We start from the raw sequence: 23973 nt of genomic DNA, 5'->3' as shown, positions 1-23973 counted from the left end.
CTGCTTCTCTACCGCCGTGCCGATGCGCGCTGCCGTGAACGCGATTCCAGGAGCCATGACTGCATGTCCAGCAGTGGTTTGCCGTCCGGGTCCTGGTGATAGCGCGTCCAGTGGCCTTGGTTGTCCAGGTGCCAGCTCGCTGTTCCGTCGTCAACGTAGCGGCGCATCAGGTCCATGACCGTTGCTGTGTCTTCCTTGCTGGCCAACTGCACCAGGGCCTCCACACGGCGGTCCAGGTTGCGGTGCATCATGTCGGCCGAACCGATGTACACCACAGGCTCGCCGCCGTTACCGAAAGCGAAAACGCGGGAGTGCTCCAGGAAGCGTCCCAGGATGGAGCGGACGGTGATGTTCTCGCTGAGTCCCGGGACCCCGGGGCGCAACGAGCAGATACCGCGAACGACGACGTCGACCTTCACGCCAGCCTGCGAGGCGCGGTACAGCGCGTCGATGATGGCTTCGTCCACCATCGAGTTGACCTTGATCTGCACCAGTCCGGGAATCCCCGCACGAGCATTCCGGATTTCGGTTTCAATTCGCTCCACCAGCCCGGCGCGCACCGAGCGGGGCGCCACCAGCAGCCTCTTGAACGTTGACTTGGGCGCATAGCCGGAGAGCTGGTTGAACAGCTTGGACAGGTCCTCGCCCACTTGTTCGTTGGCAGTGAGAAGTCCGAGGTCCTCGTAGTACCGGGCAGTGCGCGGGTGGTAGTTACCGGTTCCGATGTGGCAGTAGCGGCGCAGGCCGTCCACTTCCTGGCGGACAACCAAGGACAACTTGCAGTGTGTCTTCAGCCCAACGATGCCGTAGACCACGTGAACGCCTGCTTGTTCCAGCTTGCGTGCCCAGGAGATGTTGGCTTGCTCGTCAAAGCGGGCCTTGATCTCAACGAGGGCCAGGACCTGCTTGCCGGCCTCTGCTGCATCGATCAGGGCGTCCACGATGGGGGAGTCGCCGGACGTCCGGTACAGGGTCTGCTTGATGGCCTGCACCTTGGGGTCCGCCGCAGCCTGCTCCAGGAAGGCCTGGACCGAGGTGGAGAACGAGTCGTACGGGTGGTGCAGCAGGATGTCCCTGCGGCGCATCGCGGCAAAGACGTTGGCTGCCTTGGACGTTTCCGATTCGTTCAGGTACCGCGACGTGTGTGGCACGTGCTTGGGGTAGTGAAGGTCCGCGCGGTCGATGCCGCTGATCGCGGACAGCCCCCGCAGGTCCAAGGGCGCCGGCACGGAGTAGACCTCGGACTCCTCGACGCCAAGCTCACGGATGAGCAGCGCCTTGATGTTCGGGTTGATGTCCGTGGTGACTTCCAGGCGCACGGGAGGACCGAAACGTCGGCGCAACAGTTCTTTCTCCAGGGCCTGGAGGAGGTTCTCGGCGTCGTCCTCTTCTACTTCGAGGTCCTCGTTGCGGGTGACGCGGAAGGTGTGGTGCTCCAGGACTTCCATGCCCGGGAAGAGCTTGTCCAGGTGCACGGCGATAACTTCTTCGAGGGCGATGAAGCGGGCCACTCGTCCGGGGATGGCGCCGGCACGGGGCCCGTCCACGGAGATCAGCCGGGGGAGCTGGTCCGGGACCTTCACTCGGGCGAAGAGTTCCTTGTCGCTGATCGGGTTGCTTACGATCACGGCCAGGTTCAGAGAAAGCCCGGAGATGTACGGGAACGGGTGGGCGGGGTCCACGGCCAGCGGGGTCAGGATGGGGAAGACCTTCTCCTGGAACATGATGCTGATCCGGTGCCTGGCGTCTTCATCCAACTCATTCCAGTGCATGATGTGGATGTGCTCGTAGGCCAGGGCGGGGCGGATCTGTTCAGCAAAGACCCGCGCGTGTCGTTCCTGCAGCTTGTGGGCCTCGTCGCCGATCTGCTCCAGTACCTCGATGGGGCTCAGTCCGGCGGGGGACGGGACAGCAAGCCCGGTGGCGATACGCCGTTTGAGCCCAGCGACGCGCACCATGAAGAACTCGTCAAGGTTGGAGGCAAAAATGGAGAGGAAATTGACGCGTTCCAGCAAGTAAAGGTCCGGATCTTCGGCAAGTTCCAGAACCCGGGAGTTGAACGCCAGCCAGCTCAGCTCGCGATCAAGGAAACGGTCCGGGGAGATGTCCCCTTCAGGCTCCAGGCTCGGCGCGAACTCAGGAATGTCGATGCGGTCTTGGGTGGCTCGCGAGGCCGGGACCTCCGATGATCCGAAGCGCGGAGGCAACGTAGCGCCCTTCGAGGTGGATCCGGCGGTGCCGACGGGGTCCGGCTGCATGGGTTTCTCCTAAGCTCAGGACGGGGTTTCCTCCCACATTACAAGCAATTTCGATGCCCGAATCCAAGATGTCCCCGGCATTCGCGCCAGGTTAATCTTTGGCGACCGGACCATACATCACATCGGTGTCCCACCGAACGAAGCCGAGCTTCTGGTACAGGGCTACCGCTGCCTCATTGTCGGCGTCCACATAGAGCATCACAGCGTGCAAGCCTTTGTCCTGCAGGTAGGTGATTCCGGCCACGGTAAGGGCCTTGCCGAGGCCCAGACCCTGGGCTGCCGGGGTAACCCCCACCACGTACACCTCACCGATGGCCGGGTGCGGTCCCTGCCGGGGATGGACTTTGGTCCAGTGGAAGCCCAGCAGCTCACCTTCGGAGTTGACCGCCAGCAGGAAGCCTTGGGGATCGAACCAGTCTTCGGACTTGCGGGCCTCAAGGTCCGCCAGGGTCATCGAACCCTGCTCGGGGTGGTGCGAGAACGCCGCCCGGTTGGCGGCCAGCCATGCCTGCTCGTCCTGGCCGGGAACGAAGGCGCGCAGCGAAATACCGTCCGGAAGGCCGGCGTCGGGCAGGGCAGAAGCGGAGGACATCAGCCTCATCTTCCACAGTTCGCGCACCGGACCGTATCCGAAACGGGTGGCAAGCTCCGCAGCGGCTTCATGGTTTCCGTGGGACCAGGCACTGAGCCCATCCAGGCTCCGCTTTTCTTGGAGTGCGGCCAGGAGCCGGCCTGCAACGCCTTGGTTGCGGTAGCTCGGGTGGACCGCCAGCTCCAGCACGCCGCTTGCGTCGGGGTCTTCAACCACGACGGCGATCCCCGCCAGATCTTCACCGGTCGCCGGATCGGAATCCTCGTCCGGGGCATACACGGCAAAGGACAGGACGGACGATTCCCCCGAGTCGGCGCCGCGCAACATCACCAGGGTCTGCTCGGAGAGGGGAGGGTTCCCATCGGATTCCTCCGCGGCAGCAGCAAGGGTGGTGAAGTCCTTGAGGAGTTCGGCGTCCAAGGCGCCGTTGATGATCAGTACGGGCCAGTTCTCCGGGTGCGCGTGACTCATGATGCAAGGCTATACGCCCCGGGCAAGCACCGGGATTTGAAGTCCCTGCAAAACAGGGATAGTCTCGGTATCTCGTTCGGCTTTGCGGCCAGTCCGCAGCAGTCAACGCGAGGGGGATCCACCAGTGGGGTGGCCTCGATACGTTCGACCCGTATGTCCTCCACAACAAAACAAAGAAGAGGCCGGAATCCGCAGGGATTCCGGCCTCTTTTGTGCATCAGGTCCTACACCAAACTTGCTCAGGCCTCGGAGAGTTCGTCGTCGGGAAGGCGAACCAACGTCAGCCGGTAGCCGACGTTGCGGACGGTGCTGATCAGGTTTTCATGGTCCACGCCCAACTTGGCGCGAAGGCGTCGGATGTGGACGTCCACGGTCCGGGTGCCTCCGTAGTAGTCGTAGCCCCAGACTTCGGTCAGCAGTTGCTGGCGGGTAAACACACGCCCTGGGTGCTGTGCCAGGTACTTGAGGAGTTCGAACTCTTTAAAGGTCAGGTTGAGCGGCTGGCCATTGACGCGCGCCGTGTAGCTCGCCTCATCAATAACGACGCCGGCTGCCCGGATTTCGGTCTGGGTTTCCTCTTCGCCGGTGACAGCACGCGCCATGGCAAGTCGGATGCGCGCTTCGACCTCGGCGGGCCCGGCGGAGTCCAGCACAATGTCGTCAACAGCCCACGCCGAAGAGACGGCAGCCATGCCGCCTTCGGTGAGGATCAACATCAGGGGTGCGCTAAGGCCGGTCGCCTTGAGCAACTGGGTAAGTGAGCGGGCACCTACCAGGTCTTTGCGGGCGTCCAGGAAGACGATGTCCGTGGGATCAGTTTCCAGGAGGGCCGTGGGTTCGGCCGGGAGGATGTGCACGCGGTGGTTCAGCAGTTCCAAGGCAGGCAGAATGTCCACCGAAGAGCCGGTGCTGTTCGTTAGGAGCAGGATGTGCGACATAGTTCCTCCAATGGGCTTTACGCGCATCATCGGGCGTCGAAACCGGAGTCTCACCGGTCGGTCACAGCACGCAGGCCACCTCTGCCCGTTGTAACGGGATCAAGGCATACACTGTGCGCCGTTGAAGTCTGAGTATACCCACCTGGGCCCCGCCAGACAGGGATTCGTGACGGGCAGGGGGCGGAATTACGACATATTGGGCTGGGTTAAGGCAGGATTGTCGAGAGGTCGTAAGGCGCATCGGATTGAGGTCGGCACACAGTGAAGTCTTGGAGCATCGGGGTATTCGGACTCGTGGCGCTCGCAGCCATCGTGGCCAGCACCTTCGTTTCCCGGGAGGCCATGGTGGGCGTGGGTATCGCGGCTTCCGCGGCCGTGGGTATTGGGTGGCCGCATTTCCTTGCGGTTCCGGCCAAGAAGACGCTGGCCGCCGTCATTGGGCTATCGGGTGCGGGCTCGGCGGTGGCCGCGGCTTACATGCCGGCACCGGGTTTCCTGGATGGCACGCCCGCTTTCGTGGCTCTGGGCGTCATGGCAGTGTTCGTCGTCCAGCTTGTCCGCGGCACGGGCCAGGCCCAGCGGCTCGAATCCACTCTTGGCTGTTGCGCTGGTGTCCTGTTGAACTGCCTCGGCGCAGGCTGGATCGCGGGTGCCCGTTTCAACGGCGTCAAGGAAATGGTCCTGGTGGCGGGACTGAGCGCTGCGGTTGCCCTGCTCGTGGGAATCATCCGTTGGCCCGACCGCATCGTGGCCCCGCTGGGCGTGGTCATGGCTGGGCTGATGGGTCCCCTGGCTGGGCTTGTCTTCTCTGATATCGCAGTACTTCCCGCAGCTTTGGTGGGTGTCGTCGTCGGATCGGTGCTGGTGTGCTTCCGGAGGATGACCACGCTCAGGCGCGGCAGGCTTAACATTGCTGCTGCGGTGGGCATGGGTGTGGCACCCGTGTGGGCTGTGGGCGCCTTGGCGTACTTCATCGACAAACTTCTCATCTACTAACGGTTAGGATGGCATCATGTCTGTACTCGCATTTGAAATCTTCTTCCTCGTTCTCCTCGGCCTGGCAAGTGTCGCGATGGCATGGTTTGCCGGTTTTGTCGTTTACCGTCTGTTCCAGGGCCAGAAGTAGGACCTTTGGTTCTGCAGTCCAAGCAAGGTTGCCGTTGTGCCTATTGAGATCCCAACTGACCTGACGCCTGAACTCGTCCCGCTTTCCTGGCTCATTGGTGAGTGGGAAGGCCGCGGACGGCTGGGCAGTGGTGACGAGGATTCCGAGCATTTCGTCCAGCATGTCTCCTTCACCCATAACGGCCTTCCGTACTTGCAGTACAGGGCCGAAACCTGGCTCAGTGATGACGCCGGCGCAAAGCTGCGCCCGTTGACGGTTGAGACGGGCTTCTGGGCTTTGGAGCGGAAGCTTGAAGAGGGCGACGGCGGCCCGGGACTGATCCCGGCCGATATCGTCCCCGTGCTCAAGACCGCGGACGAGGTGGAAGAACGCCGGAACGAAGATGGCGGCTTCGACATCTCCGTGTCGATTGCGCATCCCGGCGGCATCACCGAGCTCTACTATGGCCAGATCAAGGGTCCCCAGATCCAGCTCAGCACCGACATGGTGATGCGCGGGAGCCACTCCAAGGAGTACAGCGCAGCTACCCGGATCTTCGGCCTGGTTGACGGCAACCTCCTGTGGCGCTGGGATGTCGCTGCCAGTGGCAAGGCCCTCGAAGCGCACGCCTCGGCTTTCCTCAACAGGGTTCCCTGACAAGAGGTCTCACTGTACGTTCCGCATAGCAACCAGCAAAAGGAGCAGATAGTGAACACCAACCTCAAGCCCCAGGGCTACGAGGGCCTGAAGGCCGTCTTCTTCAACGGCACCCTTAAGCCCTCGCCGCAGCTGAGCAATACCGATGGCCTGATTAAGATCAGCCGCGCCATCACGGAAAAGCAGGGCGTTTCCACGACGCTCATCCGCACTGTCGACCACGACATCGCCAGCGGCGTCTACCCGGACATGCGTGAACATGGTTGGGCGACCGACGAATGGCCAGACCTCTACCCAGCGGTGCGGGACGCCGACATTGTGGTGATTGCGGGCCCTATCTGGCTGGGCGACAATTCGTCGCAGACCAAGAAGCTGATCGAACGGTTGTATGCCCATTCCGGCGAGTTGAACAGCCAGGGCCAGTGGGCGTTCTACCCGAAAGTGGGCGGTTGCCTGATCACCGGCAACGAGGACGGCATCAAGCACTGCTCCATGAATGTGTTGTACAGCCTCCAGCACGTCGGCTTCACGATCCCGCCCCAGGCCGACGCCGGTTGGATCGGTCCAGTGGGGCCGGGCCCCAGCTATTTGGACGAAGGATCGGGTGGCCCCGAGAGTGATTTCACTAACAGGAACACCACGTTCATGACCTGGAACCTGCTCCACATGGCCAAGATCCTCCGGGACGCCGGCGGAATCCCTGCCTATGGCAACCTGCCTGCGGAGTGGAAAGCCGGCACCCGTTTTGATTTCGAGAATCCGGAATACCGCTAAGCCGCAAGGACTTCTACTACATATGACTTACAAGAGCCCCCTGTTGTCGCGCCCTGGCGCGGTCGAAGATACCGGCCTCGACGCCGGCGTCGCGGCGCATTACGGCGAGCCCCTCCGGGAGCAACGCGCCCTGGCGACCGGAACCGCCGTCGTCGATCTTTCACACCGCGGCGTGGTGACCGTGTCCGGCCCGGACCGGCTCAGCTGGCTCAATACGCTGTCCTCGCAGCAGCTCACCAACCTGCAGCCCGGCGTCGCGAGCGAGTTGCTGCTCCTCAGCGTGCAAGGCCGCATTGAATTTGATGCGCGGGTCATTGACGACGGCGAGACCACCTGGCTGATCGTCGAAGCGGCGGAAGCTGCTCCCTTGGCCGAATGGCTGAACAAGATGAAGTTCATGCTGCGCGTCGAGATCCAGGACGTCTCAGAGCAGTGGGCGGTGGTGGGCGCCACCAAACCTGTTGAGCAGTTGTCGTCGAACCTGGTGTGGGAAGACCCGTGGCCGCATGTCAGCCCCGGTGGCTACGCCTACAGCATCGTTGCGGAGGAGTCCCACCCGGGCCTTGAGCGGCCTTGGTTCGAGTACCTTGTTCCGTTTGCCGAGCTGGAACGTGCTGTGGATGGCCTGCCTTTGGCTGGTGCGATGGCCGCGGATGCCCTCCGTGTTGCTGCGTGGCGGCCGAGGCTTGGCGCCGAGACGGACGAGAAGACCATTCCCCACGAGTTGGATCTCCTCCGTACATCCGTTCATCTGAACAAGGGCTGCTACAAGGGCCAGGAGACCATCGCGCGCGTCCATAACCTGGGGCACCCGCCGCGGCGCCTCGTCTTCCTGCAGCTGGATGGTTCGCAGCACACGCTGCCGGCTGTGGGCAGTGTTGTATTTGCCGGGGAACGCAAGGTGGGTACCCTGACATCTGTGGCGCAGCACTTTGAAATGGGAGCAGTGGCTTTGGCTGTCATCAAGCGTTCAGTGTCGGCGGAAGAGAGCCTGACAGTGATGGACGGTGACGAACCTTACGCCGCTGCCCAGGAAGTGATTGTCGCCCCCGACGCCGGCCAGGTTGTCGGGCGCCAGACCGGATTCCTGAAGGGACCCCACCGATGAGCCAACCTACCAACGCCGCCGGTACTGAGGGCGGCGCAGACGACGACGCTTTGGCCCTCGCCCATGCCCTGTTCGATGCTGCCCGTGAAGGCAACACGGACTTGCTGCGGGGATATTTGGGCGCCGGTGCTCCGGCGAACCTGACCAATGCTGCGGGGGATTCGCTCCTCATGCTGGCCGCCTACCACGGCCACGACGAAGCCGTGCAGCTGATCCTCCACCACGGCGCGGACGCCAACGCGGCCAATGACCGCGGCCAGACCCCGCTTGCCGGTGCTGTCTTCAAGGGCTACACCAGCGTCGCGCGGGTCCTGTTGGATGCGGGGGCGGACCCCGACGCCGGCCAACCCACCGCACGCGAGGCTGCCGCGATGTTTTCCCGAACTGAAATCCTGGCGCTGCTGAGCTGAATCGGATTGCCAAGCCAGCCCGGTCGCCATGGCGGCCGGGCTTTCTTGCGCCAGGCTATTCCACGTGGAATAGTTGTTGTGGAATATATGAGGGAGGGCGCTGTATGCCCAAAGCTGCAGAACTGACATCGCTCGGTGTGGCGTCACTGGCACTTCTGGCCGAAGGGCCCATGCATCCGTACGAGATGTACCAACTGCTCATGGCCCGCCATGAAGACAGGCTGGTTAAGGTCCGTCCGGGTACGCTGTACCACTCGGTAGGCCGTCTCGAAGAAAACGGACTCGTGGAGGCAACCGGAACCGAGCGGGAAGGTAACCGCCCAGAGCGGACGACGTATCGCATTACCGACGCAGGCCACGAGGCCCTGGACTCCCGGCTGCAGGCCATGCTGTCCACTCCCGTCAATGAATATCCGCTCTTTCCCCACGCCATCGCTGAAGCCCACCACCTGCCGGCGCAGGTGGTGACCGAATTGCTCGAGCAGCGCTTGGTGGCGCTCCATGCCGACCTCGACTTCCTGGTGCATGCCGAGGGCGTCGTGACTGGCAAAGGACTGGATCGTAAGTACTGGATTGATATCACCTACCAACAGGCCATGCGCCGAACGGAGATCGCGTGGATCCGCGGTCTCCTCGAGGAGTTGAGCAGCGGGCAACTGCCCTGGGACGAACCCCGGCCAACTCCTGCCGAACTTTCAAACAAGCCAAAGGAATCCCTTGGAAAACGTAGCTAAGCCGTGGCCCGCGCTGTGGTCACTCGTCGTAGGGTTCTTCATGATCCTCATCGACACCACCATCGTGTCGGTCGCGAATCCGCGCATCATGGAGGGCCTCAATACCGACATCAACGCCGTCATCTGGGTCACCAGCGCCTACTTGCTGGCCTATGCGGTGCCCCTGCTGATCACTGGCAGGTTGGGTGACCGTTTCGGTCCCAAGAACCTCTACCTGATTGGCCTGGTGGTCTTCACCCTAGCCTCCCTGTGGTGTGGGCTCTCCGGCGATGTCACCATGCTGATCGCCGCCCGCGCGGTCCAGGGCCTGGGTGCTGCCATGATGACACCCCAGACCATGGCCGTGATCACCCGTATCTTCCCGCCGGACCGTCGGGGTGCTGCCATGGGCCTGTGGGGCGCTACCGCAGGCATGGCAGTCCTTGTCGGCCCCATCCTCGGCGGTGTCCTGGTGGACAGCCTGGGTTGGGAGTGGATCTTCTTCGTCAACGTTCCTATCGGACTGGTCGCGTTCATCCTGGTAACCCGGTTCGTGCCGAAACTGACCACGCACAGCCACACGTTCGACGTCGTCGGAGTGCTGCTGTCCGCCGTCGGCATGTTCCTGCTGGTCTTCGGCATTCAGGAAGGCCAAACCTACAAGTGGGGAACCGTTTCCGGTTTCATCTCGGTGTGGGGACTCATCATCACAGGCTTGGTTGTGCTGGTCCTCTTTGTCGCCTGGCAGTGGCTCCTTGAGCGCCGCGGCGGCGAACCGTTGCTTCCGCTGGGCCTGTTCAAGGACCGGAATTTCTCGCTTGGCAACACCACCATCATGGCCGTTGGCTTCACCGTGACGGCATTTCCGTTGCCCACCATTTTCTACTACCAGACGGTTCGCGGCCTGACTCCTACACAGTCGGCGCTCCTCATGATCCCCATGGCCGTGATCTCAGGTGCCTTGGCGCCGTTCGTGGGCAAGCTGATCGACCGGGCGAATCCGCGTTGGTTCGCAGCCTTCGGCCTGGTGTGCTTGTCGGGTGCACTGTTCTGGACAGCGTCGCTGCTGGGACCTGATACCCCCATTTGGATGTTCCTTTTGCCGAGCGCTTTGCAGGGTGTTGCCAATGGCTTTATCTGGGGCCCTGTGTCCAACGCCACCACACGCAACCTGGAACCGCGGCAGGCGGGCGCTGGTTCGGGTGTCTTCAACACCACGCGCCAGATCGGTGCCGTACTGGGTTCGGCCGCCATCGCTGCCTTGATCCAATCCCGCCTGGCCGCGGAGCTGCCGGCAGCGCCGGCCGGTGCTCCGGTTGGTGAAGCGTCCATGGGTGGCGTCCTGCCGGAAGCCCTTCACGCGGGATTCTCGACGGCGATGAGCCAGTCCATCCTGTTGCCCGCCTTTGCTATCCTGCTGGGCGCTGTCGTAGCGCTGTTCTTTGGGAAGCCGAAGTCAGTTTCGGGCTGGGGTGGCAAGGCTCCGGCGCAAACTGAGGAAGCAAGCGCCGAACTCCAGCGCTAGTAGTGGAGTTCATGTACAGCTGACGTCCTTATGGGCCCTTCGTAGGGGCGTCAGCTGTACAACAACTCGGGGGTGTCAGCCGAGTCGGACGCTTGCGTGGAGCCCGCCCGTGGCGAAGCCGAGGTGGCGGGCCATCGCAAGTGCTCCGGTGTTGCTGACATCGGCCTTCCATTGGAGCGTGAGGCCAGCAGCGAGGGCTTCGTGGGCGGCGATGGAAGCAGCCAGTGTTCCCAGGCCGCGTCGGCGCCACGGAGGCGCAACCAGCACACCCATGTCGGCCAGTATCCCCTCCCACTCGGAGTAGGCTCCACAGGCCACAGGCGAGGATTGCTCCTCCTCCGGATGCATGATGGTGAAGCGGTGTTCAAGCCCCTGGAGCCCAACCTCGTTGACGTCATCCGGAGGACACAGCCCTTCGAGGAGGATGGCTTCGGGGTTGCCGGGGGAGACCATGAGGTCGTCCGAGGGCTGTTGGAGCGGCAGGTCGTCGGCGAAGAACAAAGCAGAGGATCCCAAGCCGTGTCCGCCGTGTGAACGGGTCAGGGTCAAGAGCGTCACATGCTGGGCAAGGTCCGTGTCCGGGACCCCCGCGGCCGCATCCAGCGCCCATTGCGGTCCCACCAGGGCCGACACTCCGAAGAGCCGCAGGAAGACCACGGCCCGCGCAGACTCGTCCACGCGGGTGATTCTGTCGGCAGGATCGCCAGGGTCAGCCCCGGCTGAGGCAAGCCGGGCAGCGGCGGTGGCGAAAGCGTCGTCGTCGAGCCCCAAATGGCGAGCCCACGCCAGCTGGATAATGGCAGCGGACGTGGGCTCTAATGTCATGGATTCAGCCTAGCCGAACAGCACTGACGCTTCGTCGTAGCGGTGCTGCGGCACTGTCTTAAGCTTGCCGAGGGCTTCCTCGAAACCTACGTGGGAGATGTCTGTACCCTTAAGGGCCACCATGGTGCCCCAACGGCCTTCCACCACGGAGTCGATGGCGGCCATGCCCAAGCGTGTCGCCAGGACGCGGTCGTAGGCGGTGGGGACGCCGCCGCGCTGGATGTGGCCCAGGATGGTGGCGCGGGTCTCGATGCCGGTGCGGGCCTCAATCTCGGGTGCCAGCTGATCGGCGATGCCCCCAAGCCGTGGGCGCCCGAACGTATCCAGGCCGCGCTCGGAGTGCGGGGATTCCATGTGGTCCGGCACGAAGCCTTCGGCCACAACCACCAGCGGCGCACGGCCGCGGTCGTGGGCCTCCTGGACCCATTCGGTGATCTCTTCGATGCTTGCCTTCTGCTCCGGGATCAAGATGGCGTGCGCGCCGGCCGCCATGCCCGCATGCAAAGCGATCCAGCCGACGTGGCGGCCCATGACCTCGGCGATCATGCAGCGGTGATGGGATTCACCGGTGGTGCGCAGCCGGTCGATGGCCTCGGTGGCGATCTGGACGGCGGTGTCGAAACCGAAGGTGTAGTCGGTGGCATCGAGGTCGTTGTCCACAGTCTTGGGGACGCCAACAATTTTCAGTCCGGCATCCGTGAGCCGCTTGGCAGCAGCCAGGGTTCCCTCGCCGCCGATCGCGATAATGGCGTCAATGCCAAGGCGCTCCATGTGCGCCTTGATGACGTCCGGGCCGCCGCCGTTTTCGAAAGGATTGGTCCGGGAGGTGCCCAGGATGGTTCCGCCCTGCTTGGCGATACCGCGGACCATGGTGCGGGGGATGTCGATGACATCACCTTCAACGACTCCGCGCCAGCCGTCACGGAAGCCCACAAACTCCTGGCCGTGGATGGCGATGCCTTTGAGGACTGCTCCACGGATCACTGCGTTGAGGCCGGGGCAGTCGCCACCGCTGGTAAGAATGCCAATTTTCATGTTTGCTCACTCATGGCTTGGAGGAATACGTCAGAGCGCCACGCTGAGCTCCCCATGATTGTAGACGGGCATGTGGGGTGGGACACAAACGGTTACTTTTTAACCTGGCCGTGCGGTATTGGAAACGTGGCTGAAAACAAGCAAAAGCGCCCCGCCAACCGGCAGGGCGCTTCGCGACGTAACCGGCGACTACCGGGAACGTTGGCTGATGAAGGATTCGAGGGCGATCTTGCTGTGCTGGTCCGGCAGGATGAGCCAGGCCAGAATGTAGACCACGAAGGCCGGCCCGGGGAGCAGGCAGAAGAGCAGGAATGCGACCCGGACGTACGCTACGTCCACGTTGAGCTTGGCTGCGATCCCTCCGCAGACGCCGCCCAGCCAACGTTGTGGCCCACGCTTCAGGCCGAAGCCCCTGACGATGCTGAAGAACTTGTCCATGGCTACACACTTCCCTGTTGTGGTTGCTTTGTCACGTGTACGGCCACGTCACCGTGCCGAACTCTTTGGTTTCCCCGAACCCTTGCGGGCCGAAAGGAGGCCGCCGACCACCAGTGCCGCGCCAGCCCCGATCATGAGGCCGATCAGCACGTATGTGCCGTCCAGTGCCACCCAGCCGAGCGTGGAAATAACGATCAGGGCGGCTAAGGCAATGACGATCAGACCCCACACTATGGTTCCGACCCTGGCTTGGCGGGGTTCGTCGTCGTCCCTTGGCTCCACCCGGAAAGTGGGCTCCAACGGCGGCGTCAAGGGAATCTGCTGGAGTTGCGGCTTGGGCAGGGCCTCCGTGGGACGGGTTTCCTTGGGCAGGGCCTCCGTCGGTTGGGCGTCGCGTGCCTCGCCTGGCTCGTTGGTGCTCATGTCAGTTTCCTTCCTGGATGGTCACGTTGCTGAACGTGCCGTCGATTTCCACCACGAGGTTGGCGCCGGGCTTTTCCGTGTTGTAGAGGGTGGTGTCGTCCTGGAGGCGGCCACCGCGGTCCGAGCCACGTTCGTTGAGGTTGCCGAAGGTCATGTCCGCCTTGACTTCCACGGGCACGTTGTCCGGGATGATGACGGTGACGTTGCTGGCGGTGGCGTCCACTGGGACCACGACTTGGGAGATCAAGGGCGCCTGCAGCGTCATGTCACTCAAATCCAACCGGCCTTGGGCTCCCGTGACATTGATGCCCAGGCGCGCCTGCTCCAGGCTGGTGGGTGCCCAGTTCACGTCGTGGAAGCTGAAACGGTCCCCGTTCCTGGGCGCCAAATTGAAGATTCCGCCGATGATAAGCGCCACGACCGCGAGGAATCCGAGGAATCCCGACGTTCGTCCACGGAGACCTGCCACCACGATGCCGAGGCCAAGGACCGCAGCCCCGGTGGCCCACACCACGGCGTTAGCGGAGTTGCCCAGCTCAATGACGTTGCCGGCGTCGAGCGCCTTCAACGTTCCGCCGGCCAGCAGCGCGGCACCGGCAGAGACTGCGACAATCGCGGGCCCGGGTCCTTTGCGCTTCGGGGCAGCCGGTTTTGGCTGCCAGCCCTGTGGAGGAGTGGGTCCGTACGGCGGACGCGGATCGGAAGGTCCGAACGGTCCCGAAGGAGGAACCGGGGCTGAACTGTAGCTTCCGGACGGATTGGGGCGGCCGTGGTGCTTGGTCCCAGCTGGCGCTGCGCCATAAACAGGAAGGCCGGTGTTGGTGCCCGTCGCCGTCGTGGCGCCGTAGGCGGTTGGCGGTCCATAGGCAGGCGAACTGCCCGGAGCCGTGGCGTAGTTTTGCTGCCCCACGGGCGGGGTTCCCTTCGAAGCCTTGTTGCGTTGGACCAGGAAGTAGATGAGGTAGAAGACGCCACCCATCCAGAACAGGGTCCAGAACAGGCCGGGCAATCCATCCCATCCCCAGCCCCAGAAACCGCGGCCCAGTCCCGGCAGGCCAATGATGGTAGTGATCAGTGCGCCGGTCATGCCTCCGGACCAGCGGCCCGCAGCAGCTTCCTGTACGTGGATCCGGCCGTCAGGCTCGGGCAGGAGTGCCCAGGCGACACCGTAGAGGAGCACGCCCACGCCGGCAAAGAGTGCCAGGACGATGAAGATGCCCCGAACGATCAGGGGGTCGATACCGAACCGGTGGGCTACGCCACTCGCGACGCCGCCGATCCACCGGTCCGGTCCACGGCGGACACCCTGGCTGCGGATCCAGTCGAAGAAGTTCTGCTGGGCAGGGGCAGGGTCCCCACTGGTCGGAGCGTCCTTGCCGCCCTCAGGACCAGTGCCCGCAGGAGCACCGGTGTAGGCACTGGAGCCGGATGGGCCGGCAGTGCCAGGCGTTCCGGGTTCCTCTGGGTTCATGCTGTTCGCGTTCATACTTCGATCCTGCCGTCCCGCGTGCCGTGCCCTCTACTGGGGGATACCCTGAATGATCCCTGAGAGACCCCCGAACAACGCTGGTTCCCGGTCCGGGGCACCCTGATCCGTGTTTGGATTGGTACATGACAACCGCTGTACAACGCCCCGCGCTGGTCCGCAGCAGCGACCGCATGATCGCGGGCGTCTGCAGTGGATTGGCCGATCACCTGGGCTGGCCCGTCAAATACGTGCGGCTCGGCATGATTTTGGCTTGCTTCGCGGGTGGGGCGGGCGTGGCTTTCTACGCGTGGCTGTGGACCATGGTTCCCACCGCGGATGAGAGCGCCAAGCGCAACGCCCGCCGACCGGCGTCGCCTATTGCTCCGGCGGTAAGCCTGCCCGGGCCCGCCGTCGGCCCCACTGCAGCGTACGACGCCGGACTGCCGCCAGCCGTGCCCGGCAAGCCTTCTGCGGGTGGAACCGCAGCCGCTGCCGGACCAGCGGCCGGAGGTTCGGCCAGCCCGGCGGGAACCCCCTCCGGCTTCGGCGCCACCCCAGCTGACGACAGGTGGGGCGGCACCGCCTTGGCATCGTGGTTCTCCTTCCGTCGGATCCAGTACGGCAAGGAGATCCTGTTGGGTGCGGCCCTGCTGCTGGTAGCGGCCATCCTGATCGCGCGCCAGTTCGGCGTCGACGTCCCGTTGGGGACGCTCATCCCGGTTGCGGCCATCCTGGGTGGTGCGGCGATCGCCTGGATGCAGTTGGACGAGACCCGCAGGGCAGGCCTGTTGGACAAGACGAAAGCCGACCAAGCCGGCGGTTGGGTCCGCTTGGCAGCAGGCCTGGCGCTGGTGGTGGCTGGTGTCCTGGTGATGGTGTCCGGTTCGGGTTCGTGGGAGCAAACCTGGTTGGCACTGCTGGCATCCGTGGCTGTTTTGGGCGGGGTGGCCTTGGTGCTCCTGCCGTGGGGTCTGAAGTTTTGGAAGGACCTGGAGACTGAACGGGCCGGACGGGTACGCGAGACGGAGCGGGCCGAGATTGCTGCGCATCTGCACGACTCTGTCCTCCAGACCCTGGCCCTGATCCAACGCCGGGCCGGTTCCGAACAGGATGTGGTTCGCCTGGCAAGGGCGCAGGAACGCGAACTCCGCGCCTGGCTCTTCAGCGATGCCGCCAAGGAATCCGGCCTCCTCGCTGACCGTATTAAATCCGTGGCGGCCGAGGTGGAAGATTCCCACGGCCAAGCGGTCGAAGTGGTAACCGTGGGCGATACCGAGATGACGGACCGGCACGAGGCCCTGGTGCAGGCTGCCAGGGAAGCCATGCTCAACGCTGCAAGGCATGGTGGCGGAACGGTATCGGTGTACATGGAAAGTACGGCGGGCAGTACGGAGATCTTCATTAAGGATCGCGGCCCAGGCTTCGACCCCGATGCTGTCCCGGAAGACAGGCTGGGCGTCAAGGAATCGATCATCGGACGCATGAAGCGGCATGGCGGTACTGCGGTGATCACCAGCAGCAAGGAGGGAACGGAAGTCCGCTTGGCGCTCCCTTCAGCAACCGTGGATGCCGGGGAACAACGGACCAATGATGTTCGGAACGGAGAATCGAAGCAATGAATACCAACCCTGACAGTGGTGCGGGACGCAGGGTGCGGGTGGTGATCGTGGATGACCACACCATCTTCCGCTCCGGGCTCAAAGCCGACCTCGATGAACGCATGGACGTGGTGGGGGAAGCCGGCACCGTGGAACAGGCCATCGCCGTGATCGCGGAGAATCGCCCGGAGGTGGTGCTCCTTGACGTCCACCTCCCGGGCGGGCTGGGTGGCGGCGGACGTGAAGTCATTGCCGGTTCGAACGCCCTCCTGGGTACCACCAGTTTCCTCGCCCTCAGCGTCTCCGACGCAGCCGAGGACGTGGTCTCCGTGATCCGCGCCGGCGCCCGTGGCTACGTTACCAAGACCATTTCCGGCAAGGAGATTTCCGATGCCGTGATCCGGGTGGCCGACGGCGATGCCGTGTTCTCGCCGCGGCTTGCAGGCTTTGTGCTCGATGCCTTCGGGACCGCTCCGGCGGACATCGCGGATGACGAACTGGACAAGCTTTCGGCCCGCGAACTCGAAGTCATGAGGTTGATCGCCCGCGGCTACAGCTACAAGGAAGTGGCCAAGGAACTCTTCATCTCCATCAAAACCGTGGAAACACACGTCTCCGCGGTCCTGAGGAAGCTGCAGCTCTCCAGCCGGCACGAGCTCACGAAATGGGCGGCCGAGCGCCGCCTCCTCTGACGCTCTCTCACGTCCCGCCCGCTTGGTCGGGACGCTCACTCACGTCCCACCCGCTTGGGCAGGACGCTCAATCACGTCCCGCCCGCTTAAACACGAACGCTCTTCCACCCGCCGGGGCTGGAAGAGCGTTCGCTTCAGGATGGACCGTTATTTGGCCTTACCCAGGAACTCCTGGATGCGGCGGACGCCTTCGGCAAGGTCTTCGTCTCCGAGGGCGTAGGACAGGCGCACGTAGCCGGAGGGGCCGAAGGCCTCGCCGGGAACTACGGCAACTTCAACTTCGTCGAGGATGAGCGTGGCGAGTTCAGCGGAGGTTTCCGGGCGGACAGGGCCGTTGGACGTCTCGAATTCCTTACCCAGCAGGCCGCGGACGTCAGCGTAGACGTAGAAGGCACCTGTCGGCGTCGGGCATTCAACGCCTTCGATGGCGTTCAGGCCGGCAACGATCGCCTTGCGGCGGCGGTCGAAGGCAACCTTCATTTCGTCGACGGCGGTCAGCGGGCCCGTGAGGGCGGCGGCCGCTGCCACCTGCATGATGTTCGAGACGTTCGAGGTGGCGTGCGACTGAAGGTTGGTGGCGGCCTTGATGACATCTGCCGGGCCGATCATCCAGCCGACGCGCCATCCGGTCATGGCGTAGGTCTTTGCGACGCCGTTGAGGATGACAACTTTGTCGCCCAGTTCCGGCGCGGCAGTGGCGATGGAAGTGAACTCGACGCCGTCGTAGGTGAGGTGCTCGTATATTTCGTCCGTGACGACCCACAGGCCCTTGGCCGCAGCCCACTTGCCGATCTCTGCAACCTGTTCCGGGCTGTAGACAGCACCGGTGGGGTTGGACGGAGAAACGAACAGCAGGATCTTGGTCTTGTCCGTGAGGGCCGCTTCCAGCTGCTCAACCGTCACCAGGTAGCCCTGTTCGGGGCCGGCAAAAACTTCCACAGGCACGCCGCCTGCGAGGCGGATGGCTTCCGGGTAGGTAGTCCAGAACGGGGTGGGGATGATGACTTCGTCGCCCGGGTCCACCAGGGTTGCGAAGGTGTTGTACACAGCCTGCTTGCCACCGTTGGTCACCAGGACCTGGGAAGGATCAACCTTGTAGCCGGAGTCCCGCAGGGTCTTTTCGGCAATGGCCTTCTTCAGCTCAGGAAGGCCGCCGGCGGGGGAGTAGCGGTGGTATTTCGGCTGGCTGGCCGCTTCAATGGCTGCCTGGACGATGTAGTCCGGGGTGGGGAAATCGGGTTCACCGGCGCCGAACCCAATCACGGGGCGCCCCGCGGCCTTCAATGCCTTGGCCTTGGCATCAACGGCAAGGGTGGCGGACTCGGCAATGGCGGAGATTCGCTGTGAAATGCGGGCGGCAGTTGTTCCGGCTGACATCTAGGTACCGTTCTTCGCAGGCAGCTCATGGGCTGGATGATGGGATTCGACGTAAACTACCTTATGCTGTTCTGCGGAGCTCCCGGGTGCCTGCCGAACTTTGTGACTGATGTTGCTGGTCACAGGCTTTATTCGGGGCCCGGAGGTCGGGAAACGGGCCGGTTCGACTATCGCGAAATTCTTGCGTAGACTGGTTCACCGGTGTTGAAAAGCACCACAGGCTGAAGTGCGGCCTGAAACATGGATTCATTCCATAGGGTAGTGGCGCAATTGGTAGCGCAGCGGTCTCCAAAACCGCAGGTTGCAGGTTCGAGTCCTGTCTGCCCTGCGCAAGCTGTTCCGGCGGAAACGCCGGAACACGCGCAGCAACCATGGCTCTGATCAGAGTCGGGTCAACGACTTTGCAAGGTGAGTGAGGACCAGGTGACCGAAACAGCTGCCAGCAGCTCGAAGGGCCGTCCCGCAAAGAAAGCCGATCGCGGCTTCTTCGCCCGTATTGCACTCTTCGTCCGCCAGGTCATTGGGGAACTGAAGAAGGTCGTTGCACCCACCCGCAAGGAACTGATCAACTACACGCTCGTGGTGCTGGTGTTCGTGGTCATCATGATGGTCATCGTCAGCCTGCTGGATCTCGCCTTCGGGACGGGAGCCAGCTGGGTCTTCGGTGGAACCGGGGCTGGGGACCGCTAAGCGGATCTGTCCGTAAACTGTGCGAAATTCCTTGGTAGTTCAGGGAATTCGCGGGGTTTGCGGAATTGAGCCATTTAAATAGGCATGTTAGGCAATGAGGAAGCAGGAGACCAAGTGTCTGAGCAGGAGCTCGAGGTAAACGAGACTGAGCTGGAAGAGCCCGCTGAAAGCACGGACGACTCTGCAGCCGAGGCTGCGGAAGAGTCCGAGGTGGATTCCGCTGCGCCCGAATCTGCCGACGCCGACGATTCCGAAGACGCTTTCGAAGCTGACGTGGATGACGAGTCGGATGACGCGTCCGCCGTCGCAGACGACGAGGATGCTTCGGAAGAGTCCGACGGCGACGCCCTGGCTGCCGCCGCTGCTGCAGCACCCGTGGATCCCGCTGAGGAATTCAAGGGCAAGCTGCGCCGCCAGGAAGGTGACTGGTACGTCATCCACTCCTACGCAGGCTACGAGAACCGCGTCAAGGCCAACCTTGAGACCCGCATCCAGACCCTGGACATGGAAGATTACATCTTCGAAATCCAGGTGCCCATGGAAGAGGTCGTCGAGATCAAGAACGCGCAGCGCAAGGTCATCAACCGCGTGCGCATCCCCGGTTACGTTCTTGTCCGCATGGACCTGACCGACGCTTCCTGGGGCGCCGTCCGCCACACTCCCGGTGTAACAGGCTTCGTGGGCAACGCCCACAACCCGGTTCCGCTGCGCTTGGATGAGGTCTTCTCCATGCTCGCCCCGGTCTTCGAAGAAGAGCAGGCAGAGCAGGGCAAGCCGGTCAACAAGCAGAACCAGGCTCCCGTGGCCGTCGACTTCGAGGTCGGCGAATCGGTCATCGTCAAGGAAGGCCCTTTCGAGACCCTCCCGGCCACGATCTCCGAAATCAAGCCCGAGTCCCAGACCCTGGTGGTGCTGGTCTCGATCTTCGAGCGCGAAACCCCGGTGACGCTCGCATTCAACCAGGTCACCAAGATCTAGCTGATCCAAAAATTTCGCTCCAGTCCTGCCTGCTTAGCAGTTCGGGAGCGGCCGGCCGCCTCGCCATGGCGGCCACCAACCTGGGACGCGCTCCTGTGTCCCAGGAAGCTATTGAGAGAAGGACCCTACATTGGCTCCCAAGAAGAAGGTCACCGGCCTCATCAAGCTGCAGATCCAGGCAGGTGCCGCTAACCCGGCTCCGCCGATCGGTCCTGCGCTTGGCCAGCACGGTGTCAACATCATGGAATTCTGCAAGGCGTACAACGCTGCAACGGAATCCCAGCGCGGAAACGTTATCCCGGTTGAAATCACGGTTTACGAAGACCGTTCCTTCACCTTCATCACCAAGACCCCGCCGGCTGCAGAGCTCATCAAGAAGGCTGCAGGCGTTGCCAAGGGTTCCGCTACCCCGCACACCGTCAAGGTTGCCAAGCTGACCCAGGCACAGGTTGAAGAGATCGCTTCCACCAAGATGGAAGACCTCAACGCCAACGACATCAAGGCAGCCGCCCTGATCATCGCAGGCACCGCCCGTTCCATGGGCATCACGGTAGAGGGCTGATCCCAGCTTTCACCCGCCGGGCAACCGGCATTTGAACATTGAAATGTCGTGAGGATCCTTGCCGGATCCCGCGACTGTGGCAGGGCCCAGCGCGGTCCGCAGACCACAACTGCACAAGGAGAAACAGCAGCATGGCAAAGCGCAGCAAAGCATATGAGGCAGCCGTAGCCAAGATCGAGGCGGACAAGGTTTACGCCCCGGTCGAGGCCATTAACCTCGCGAAGGACACCAACCCTTCCAAGTTCGACGCAACCGTTGAGGTCGCTTTCCGTTTGGGCGTTGACCCGCGTAAGGCCGACCAGATGGTTCGTGGCACCGTCAACCTGCCGCACGGCACCGGTAAGACTGCCCGCGTCCTCGTTTTCGCAACCGGTGACAAGGCTGAAGCAGCAATCGCGGCCGGCGCCGACTTCGTTGGTTCCGATGACCTGATCGAAAAGATCGCAGCCGGCTGGACCGACTTCGACGCCGCAGTGGCAACCCCTGACCTCATGGGCAAGGTTGGCCGCCTCGGTAAGGTCCTCGGCCCGCGTAACCTCATGCCGAACCCGAAGACCGGTACGGTTACCCCGGATGTCACCAAGGCTGTCAACGACATCAAGGGCGGCAAGATCGACTTCCGCGTCGACAAGCACTCGAACCTGCACTTCATCATCGGCAAGGTCTCCTTCGACGCCAACAAGCTGGCCGAGAACTACGCAGCTGCACTGGAAGAGGTGCTTCGTTTGAAGCCGTCCGCTTCCAAGGGCCGCTACATCCAGAAGGCCACCGTTGCCACCACGTTCGGTCCGGGCATCACCGTTGACCCGAACGTCACCAAGGTCCTCACCGACGCGTAAGCTTCGGGAGCTCTTGCTCTGACTAAAAGGACCGTCCGGCTTAGCCGGGCGGTCCTTTTCTTGTCTTAGCCTGTTCCCAGCGCGAGGTGGGCCGTAGGCTGTGGTGCGTGTCGACGTCGAACTTTTCTGCACGTGGGGGGCTGTCCGTAGAACGGGTCGCCGTCCCCAAAAGTCCTGACGCCAGCGGATCGGCGGACTTCCGCGCTTTCCATGAGTTGGAAGAGGCCCACGCACTGGAACTCTGGGGCAACCTGGACCGCTGTGCCACTTTCGCCGAGGCGGTGCTCTTTTGGCAGGGCAACAGCTACGAAGAACGGCAGGTCTTCCTCGCCCGCCTTGACGGCACCGTAGTGGGCAGCGGAACTTTGACGCTGCCATTGAGCGAGAACACGACGACGGCGGGCGTGGACGTCCTGATCGGCGCACCTTATCGTCGGAGAGGCTTTGGGTCGGTGATCCTGAAGGTTTTGGAGGATCTGGCAAGGGGACGAGGAAGGGTGTCGTTCGATGCCTATTGCGGGGCACCCATCCAGCTTGTGGCGCCCGGCACGGAGGTCCTGGAGTCAAAGTCGGGGGCAGGCGCCGTTCCCTTGGACTCAGCGCCAACCCGGTTCGCCCTGCACCATGGCTATTCGTTGGAACAGGTGGAAACAAGCAGCCTGCTGCCGTTTCCGCCGCCTGAGGCACTGCTCCGGGAGTGCGAAGCAGGAGTGGCGTCCAAAGCCGCGGGGTACAGCCTTATAACGTGGCCGGACAGCTGCCCGGAGGACCTGGTGGACGCCTTTGCCCGGCTCAAGGGGTTGATGAGCACCGAGGTCCCTCTCGCTGGCCTGGGCTGGGAGGGCGAGGACTGGGATGCAGCACGGGTGCGCCAGGACGAAGCGACATGGCAGGCCAGTGGTGGTGCTTCGCTAACGGCGGCAGCACGGCACGACGCCACCGGCGAACTGGCTGCCTACACGGTACTCACGCACCGGGACGCCAGGCCCGCAGTGATCTATCAGGAGGACACCCTGGTGGCTCCGGGACACCGCGGGCATGGCTTGGGAATGTTGGTGAAGATCGCCAACCTGCGTCGTGCCAGGGAGTCCTGGCCGGGCGCCACGTCGGTGTTGACATGGAACGCCAATGAAAACCGGCATATGCTGGCCATAAATATCGCCCTGGGATTCAAGCCCTCCGGCTTTGAAGGCGAATGGCAGAAACGGCTGGGATGACTGTAGACGAGGCGAAGACCGTTCACATCGAGCAGCTCTGGGTGCCTGACACCGTGGACAGCCCTGATGCAACTGATTTCCTGGCCGCCGTGGAAGTAGGGCGCAGGGTCCGCATGGAGACGTGGGGGAGTGACGACCTCGCCTACACGCCCTTGGAGAAGCTGTTGGAGTTTTCCGATCCGTACGAGCGCCAGATCATCCTGGTGGCCAAATTGGACGGCGACATCGTAGGCACGGTGGATATCGCCCTTCCCTTGGCGGACAACATGGACTTGGCCGAGTTCACCTTGGACATCCTTCCTGAATTCCAGCGCCGCGGTGTAGGACGCCAGTTGCTGGAAGCCGCCGAGCAATTGGCCCGGGCAGAGGGCCGCACCATGGTCCTGGTGGACACGAACCATCCGGCCACGTCCCTCACCGAGATACCCGAAGACCAACTGATTCCCGGAAGCGGAGCAGGCTTTGTTCCTGTCAGCAGCCGGGAGGTGGACTTCGCCAAGCAGGCCGGCTACACACTCCAGCACATCGAACAATTCAGTTCCTGCGCGCTGCCGCTCGACTCCAAACTGGCTGCGGCCCTGCAACTGGAAGCCGACGACGCCAACGGCGGCCGCTACGCACTGCACCACTGGACCGACCGCTGCCCGGAACCCTGGTTGGAGGCCGTGGCCGCGTTGGAGAACGCAGCCGGTGAGGTAGTCCGTGAGGACGGTGAAGAGGAAGCTCCCGAAGTGGAGGCCAGCGGCATGGTTTTCGATCCCGTTGTCCTGCGCGAAACCGAGGACGCCGCATTGGCGCAGGGACGGCGAACGGTGGTCACCGCCGTCGAGCACCTGGAGAGCGGACGCATCGTGGGCCTGACCACCATCAGCGTCCTGGCGCACCGCCAGGATGTGGTTTTCCAGGACGACACGCTGGTCCTCCAGGAACACCGGGGCAACAAGCTGGGCCTGCTGATCAAGGTGGCCAACATGGAAAGGCTCAGCGAGCAGTTCCCTGATGCCCGCGTGATCTACACATGGAATGCGCCCGAGAACCGTTACCTCCTCACCGTGAACAAACAGCTTGGATTCGCGACGGCGGGCGTCACCGGATTATGGCAAAAGGAACTTCCGGGGCGGGGATCGGGAGCAACGACGTCGGACTAGGCGGCCGCCGATTTGGTTTGCCGAACACTCTCCCGTAACCTTGAAGTACCAAAGACCGTCGGTTGATGGGAATCCACTCTTTCGAGCCCAGCTCAATTCTGCAGCTGCGCCCCTGAGGCACAAGTGAATTCC

The 23973-nt window shown here is 63.1% G+C and carries 24 protein-coding genes and 1 tRNA gene; 16 read left to right on the top strand and 9 right to left on the bottom strand.

Annotation, left to right across the window (positions count from 1 at the left end):
- Window positions 1-8 precede the first annotated feature (8 nt).
- The 3 genes from AC5RU9_RS02705 to AC5RU9_RS02695 form a co-directional block, all read right to left on the bottom strand.
- Window positions 9-2258 (bottom strand): RNA degradosome polyphosphate kinase, encoded by a 2250-nt coding sequence (locus tag AC5RU9_RS02705; protein WP_211712097.1) that lies wholly within the window; start codon window positions 2256-2258, stop codon window positions 9-11.
- A 91-nt stretch (window positions 2259-2349) separates the two neighbouring features.
- The gene (gene mshD, locus AC5RU9_RS02700) at window positions 2350-3321 is read right to left on the bottom strand and encodes a mycothiol synthase (protein ID WP_494015211.1); all 972 of its coding nucleotides are present in this window, start codon (window positions 3319-3321) and stop codon (window positions 2350-2352) included.
- A gap of 239 nt (window positions 3322-3560) precedes the next feature.
- Window positions 3561-4259 carry a winged helix-turn-helix transcriptional regulator gene (locus tag AC5RU9_RS02695; protein WP_090817688.1) on the bottom strand — a complete coding sequence of 233 codons (699 nt, stop codon included), beginning with the start codon at window positions 4257-4259 and terminating at the stop codon, window positions 3561-3563.
- A gap of 261 nt (window positions 4260-4520) precedes the next feature.
- Between AC5RU9_RS02695 and AC5RU9_RS02690 the strand changes: the two genes are divergently transcribed.
- From AC5RU9_RS02690 to AC5RU9_RS02660, 7 genes are all read left to right on the top strand, one after another.
- Entirely contained in the window at window positions 4521-5255 is a 735-nt protein-coding gene (locus AC5RU9_RS02690; protein WP_494015210.1) for a permease, read from the top strand.
- A 166-nt stretch (window positions 5256-5421) separates the two neighbouring features.
- On the top strand, window positions 5422-6021 hold the full coding sequence (locus tag AC5RU9_RS02685) for a nitrobindin family protein (protein ID WP_494015209.1): 600 nt from the start codon (window positions 5422-5424) through the stop codon (window positions 6019-6021).
- A 51-nt stretch (window positions 6022-6072) separates the two neighbouring features.
- Entirely contained in the window at window positions 6073-6795 is a 723-nt protein-coding gene (locus AC5RU9_RS02680; protein ID WP_494015208.1) for a flavodoxin family protein, read from the top strand.
- A 22-nt stretch (window positions 6796-6817) separates the two neighbouring features.
- Entirely contained in the window at window positions 6818-7903 is a 1086-nt protein-coding gene (gene ygfZ / locus AC5RU9_RS02675) for a CAF17-like 4Fe-4S cluster assembly/insertion protein YgfZ (RefSeq protein ID WP_494015207.1), read from the top strand.
- Window positions 7900-8313 (top strand): ankyrin repeat domain-containing protein, encoded by a 414-nt coding sequence (locus AC5RU9_RS02670; protein ID WP_494015206.1) that lies wholly within the window; start codon window positions 7900-7902, stop codon window positions 8311-8313. Before ygfZ ends, AC5RU9_RS02670 begins: the two co-directional genes overlap by 4 nt.
- A gap of 104 nt (window positions 8314-8417) precedes the next feature.
- On the top strand, window positions 8418-9047 hold the full coding sequence (locus AC5RU9_RS02665; RefSeq protein ID WP_494015205.1) for a PadR family transcriptional regulator: 630 nt from the start codon (window positions 8418-8420) through the stop codon (window positions 9045-9047).
- Entirely contained in the window at window positions 9031-10551 is a 1521-nt protein-coding gene (locus AC5RU9_RS02660; RefSeq protein WP_494015204.1) for a DHA2 family efflux MFS transporter permease subunit, read from the top strand. The genes AC5RU9_RS02665 and AC5RU9_RS02660 overlap by 17 nt, the downstream gene beginning before the upstream one ends.
- Window positions 10552-10626: 75 nt before the next feature.
- On the opposite strand, the gene AC5RU9_RS02655 is transcribed toward AC5RU9_RS02660, so the two are convergent.
- From AC5RU9_RS02655 to AC5RU9_RS02635, 5 genes are all read right to left on the bottom strand, one after another.
- Complete coding sequence (locus AC5RU9_RS02655) at window positions 10627-11376, bottom strand: GNAT family N-acetyltransferase (RefSeq protein ID WP_494015203.1); 750 nt, start codon at window positions 11374-11376, stop codon at window positions 10627-10629.
- A gap of 9 nt (window positions 11377-11385) precedes the next feature.
- Complete coding sequence (locus AC5RU9_RS02650; RefSeq protein ID WP_211712108.1) at window positions 11386-12411, bottom strand: ATP-dependent 6-phosphofructokinase; 1026 nt, start codon at window positions 12409-12411, stop codon at window positions 11386-11388.
- A gap of 189 nt (window positions 12412-12600) precedes the next feature.
- Window positions 12601-12849, bottom strand: coding sequence for a PspC domain-containing protein (locus AC5RU9_RS02645; RefSeq protein WP_211712109.1), 249 nt, complete (start codon window positions 12847-12849; stop codon window positions 12601-12603).
- 48 nt (window positions 12850-12897) lie between these two features.
- Window positions 12898-13272, bottom strand: a complete 375-nt coding sequence (locus AC5RU9_RS02640) for a hypothetical protein (RefSeq protein ID WP_494015202.1) — start codon at window positions 13270-13272, stop codon at window positions 12898-12900.
- A 1-nt stretch (window position 13273) separates the two neighbouring features.
- Window positions 13274-14758 carry a PspC domain-containing protein gene (locus AC5RU9_RS02635; RefSeq protein WP_494015201.1) on the bottom strand — a complete coding sequence of 495 codons (1485 nt, stop codon included), beginning with the start codon at window positions 14756-14758 and terminating at the stop codon, window positions 13274-13276.
- Between the two features lie 125 nt (window positions 14759-14883).
- Between AC5RU9_RS02635 and AC5RU9_RS02630 the strand changes: the two genes are divergently transcribed.
- On the top strand, window positions 14884-16359 hold the full coding sequence (locus AC5RU9_RS02630) for an ATP-binding protein (RefSeq protein WP_494015200.1): 1476 nt from the start codon (window positions 14884-14886) through the stop codon (window positions 16357-16359).
- On the top strand, window positions 16356-17030 hold the full coding sequence (locus AC5RU9_RS02625) for a LuxR C-terminal-related transcriptional regulator (RefSeq protein WP_211712113.1): 675 nt from the start codon (window positions 16356-16358) through the stop codon (window positions 17028-17030). Before AC5RU9_RS02630 ends, AC5RU9_RS02625 begins: the two co-directional genes overlap by 4 nt.
- A gap of 147 nt (window positions 17031-17177) precedes the next feature.
- Here the strand turns inward: AC5RU9_RS02625 and AC5RU9_RS02620 are convergent, their stop codons facing one another.
- Window positions 17178-18407, bottom strand: a complete 1230-nt coding sequence (locus tag AC5RU9_RS02620; protein ID WP_211712114.1) for a pyridoxal phosphate-dependent aminotransferase — start codon at window positions 18405-18407, stop codon at window positions 17178-17180.
- A 255-nt stretch (window positions 18408-18662) separates the two neighbouring features.
- Here AC5RU9_RS02620 and AC5RU9_RS02615 point away from each other — a divergent pair.
- From AC5RU9_RS02615 to AC5RU9_RS02585, 7 genes are all read left to right on the top strand, one after another.
- Window positions 18663-18735, top strand: a tRNA-Trp gene (locus AC5RU9_RS02615).
- An 80-nt stretch (window positions 18736-18815) separates the two neighbouring features.
- Window positions 18816-19097: a preprotein translocase subunit SecE gene (gene secE, locus AC5RU9_RS02610; protein WP_211712115.1), complete on the top strand. Its 282-nt coding sequence runs from the start codon at window positions 18816-18818 to the stop codon at window positions 19095-19097.
- A gap of 114 nt (window positions 19098-19211) precedes the next feature.
- Window positions 19212-20075 (top strand): transcription termination/antitermination protein NusG, encoded by an 864-nt coding sequence (nusG, locus tag AC5RU9_RS02605; RefSeq protein ID WP_211712116.1) that lies wholly within the window; start codon window positions 19212-19214, stop codon window positions 20073-20075.
- Window positions 20076-20205: 130 nt separating this feature from the next.
- Window positions 20206-20637: a 50S ribosomal protein L11 gene (rplK, locus tag AC5RU9_RS02600; protein WP_011775609.1), complete on the top strand. Its 432-nt coding sequence runs from the start codon at window positions 20206-20208 to the stop codon at window positions 20635-20637.
- Between the two features lie 131 nt (window positions 20638-20768).
- Window positions 20769-21476, top strand: coding sequence for a 50S ribosomal protein L1 (rplA, locus tag AC5RU9_RS02595; protein ID WP_211712117.1), 708 nt, complete (start codon window positions 20769-20771; stop codon window positions 21474-21476).
- 107 nt (window positions 21477-21583) lie between these two features.
- On the top strand, window positions 21584-22693 hold the full coding sequence (locus AC5RU9_RS02590; protein WP_494015199.1) for a GNAT family N-acetyltransferase: 1110 nt from the start codon (window positions 21584-21586) through the stop codon (window positions 22691-22693).
- The gene (locus tag AC5RU9_RS02585) at window positions 22672-23841 is read left to right on the top strand and encodes a GNAT family N-acetyltransferase (RefSeq protein ID WP_494015198.1); all 1170 of its coding nucleotides are present in this window, start codon (window positions 22672-22674) and stop codon (window positions 23839-23841) included. Before AC5RU9_RS02590 ends, AC5RU9_RS02585 begins: the two co-directional genes overlap by 22 nt.
- Window positions 23842-23973 lie beyond the last annotated feature (132 nt).

It is taken from the genome of Arthrobacter sp. B0316-5-4, from assembly GCF_059090325.1.
The sequence above is the reverse complement of the archived record's forward strand: the minus strand, read 5'-3'. Positions and strand labels throughout refer to the sequence as shown.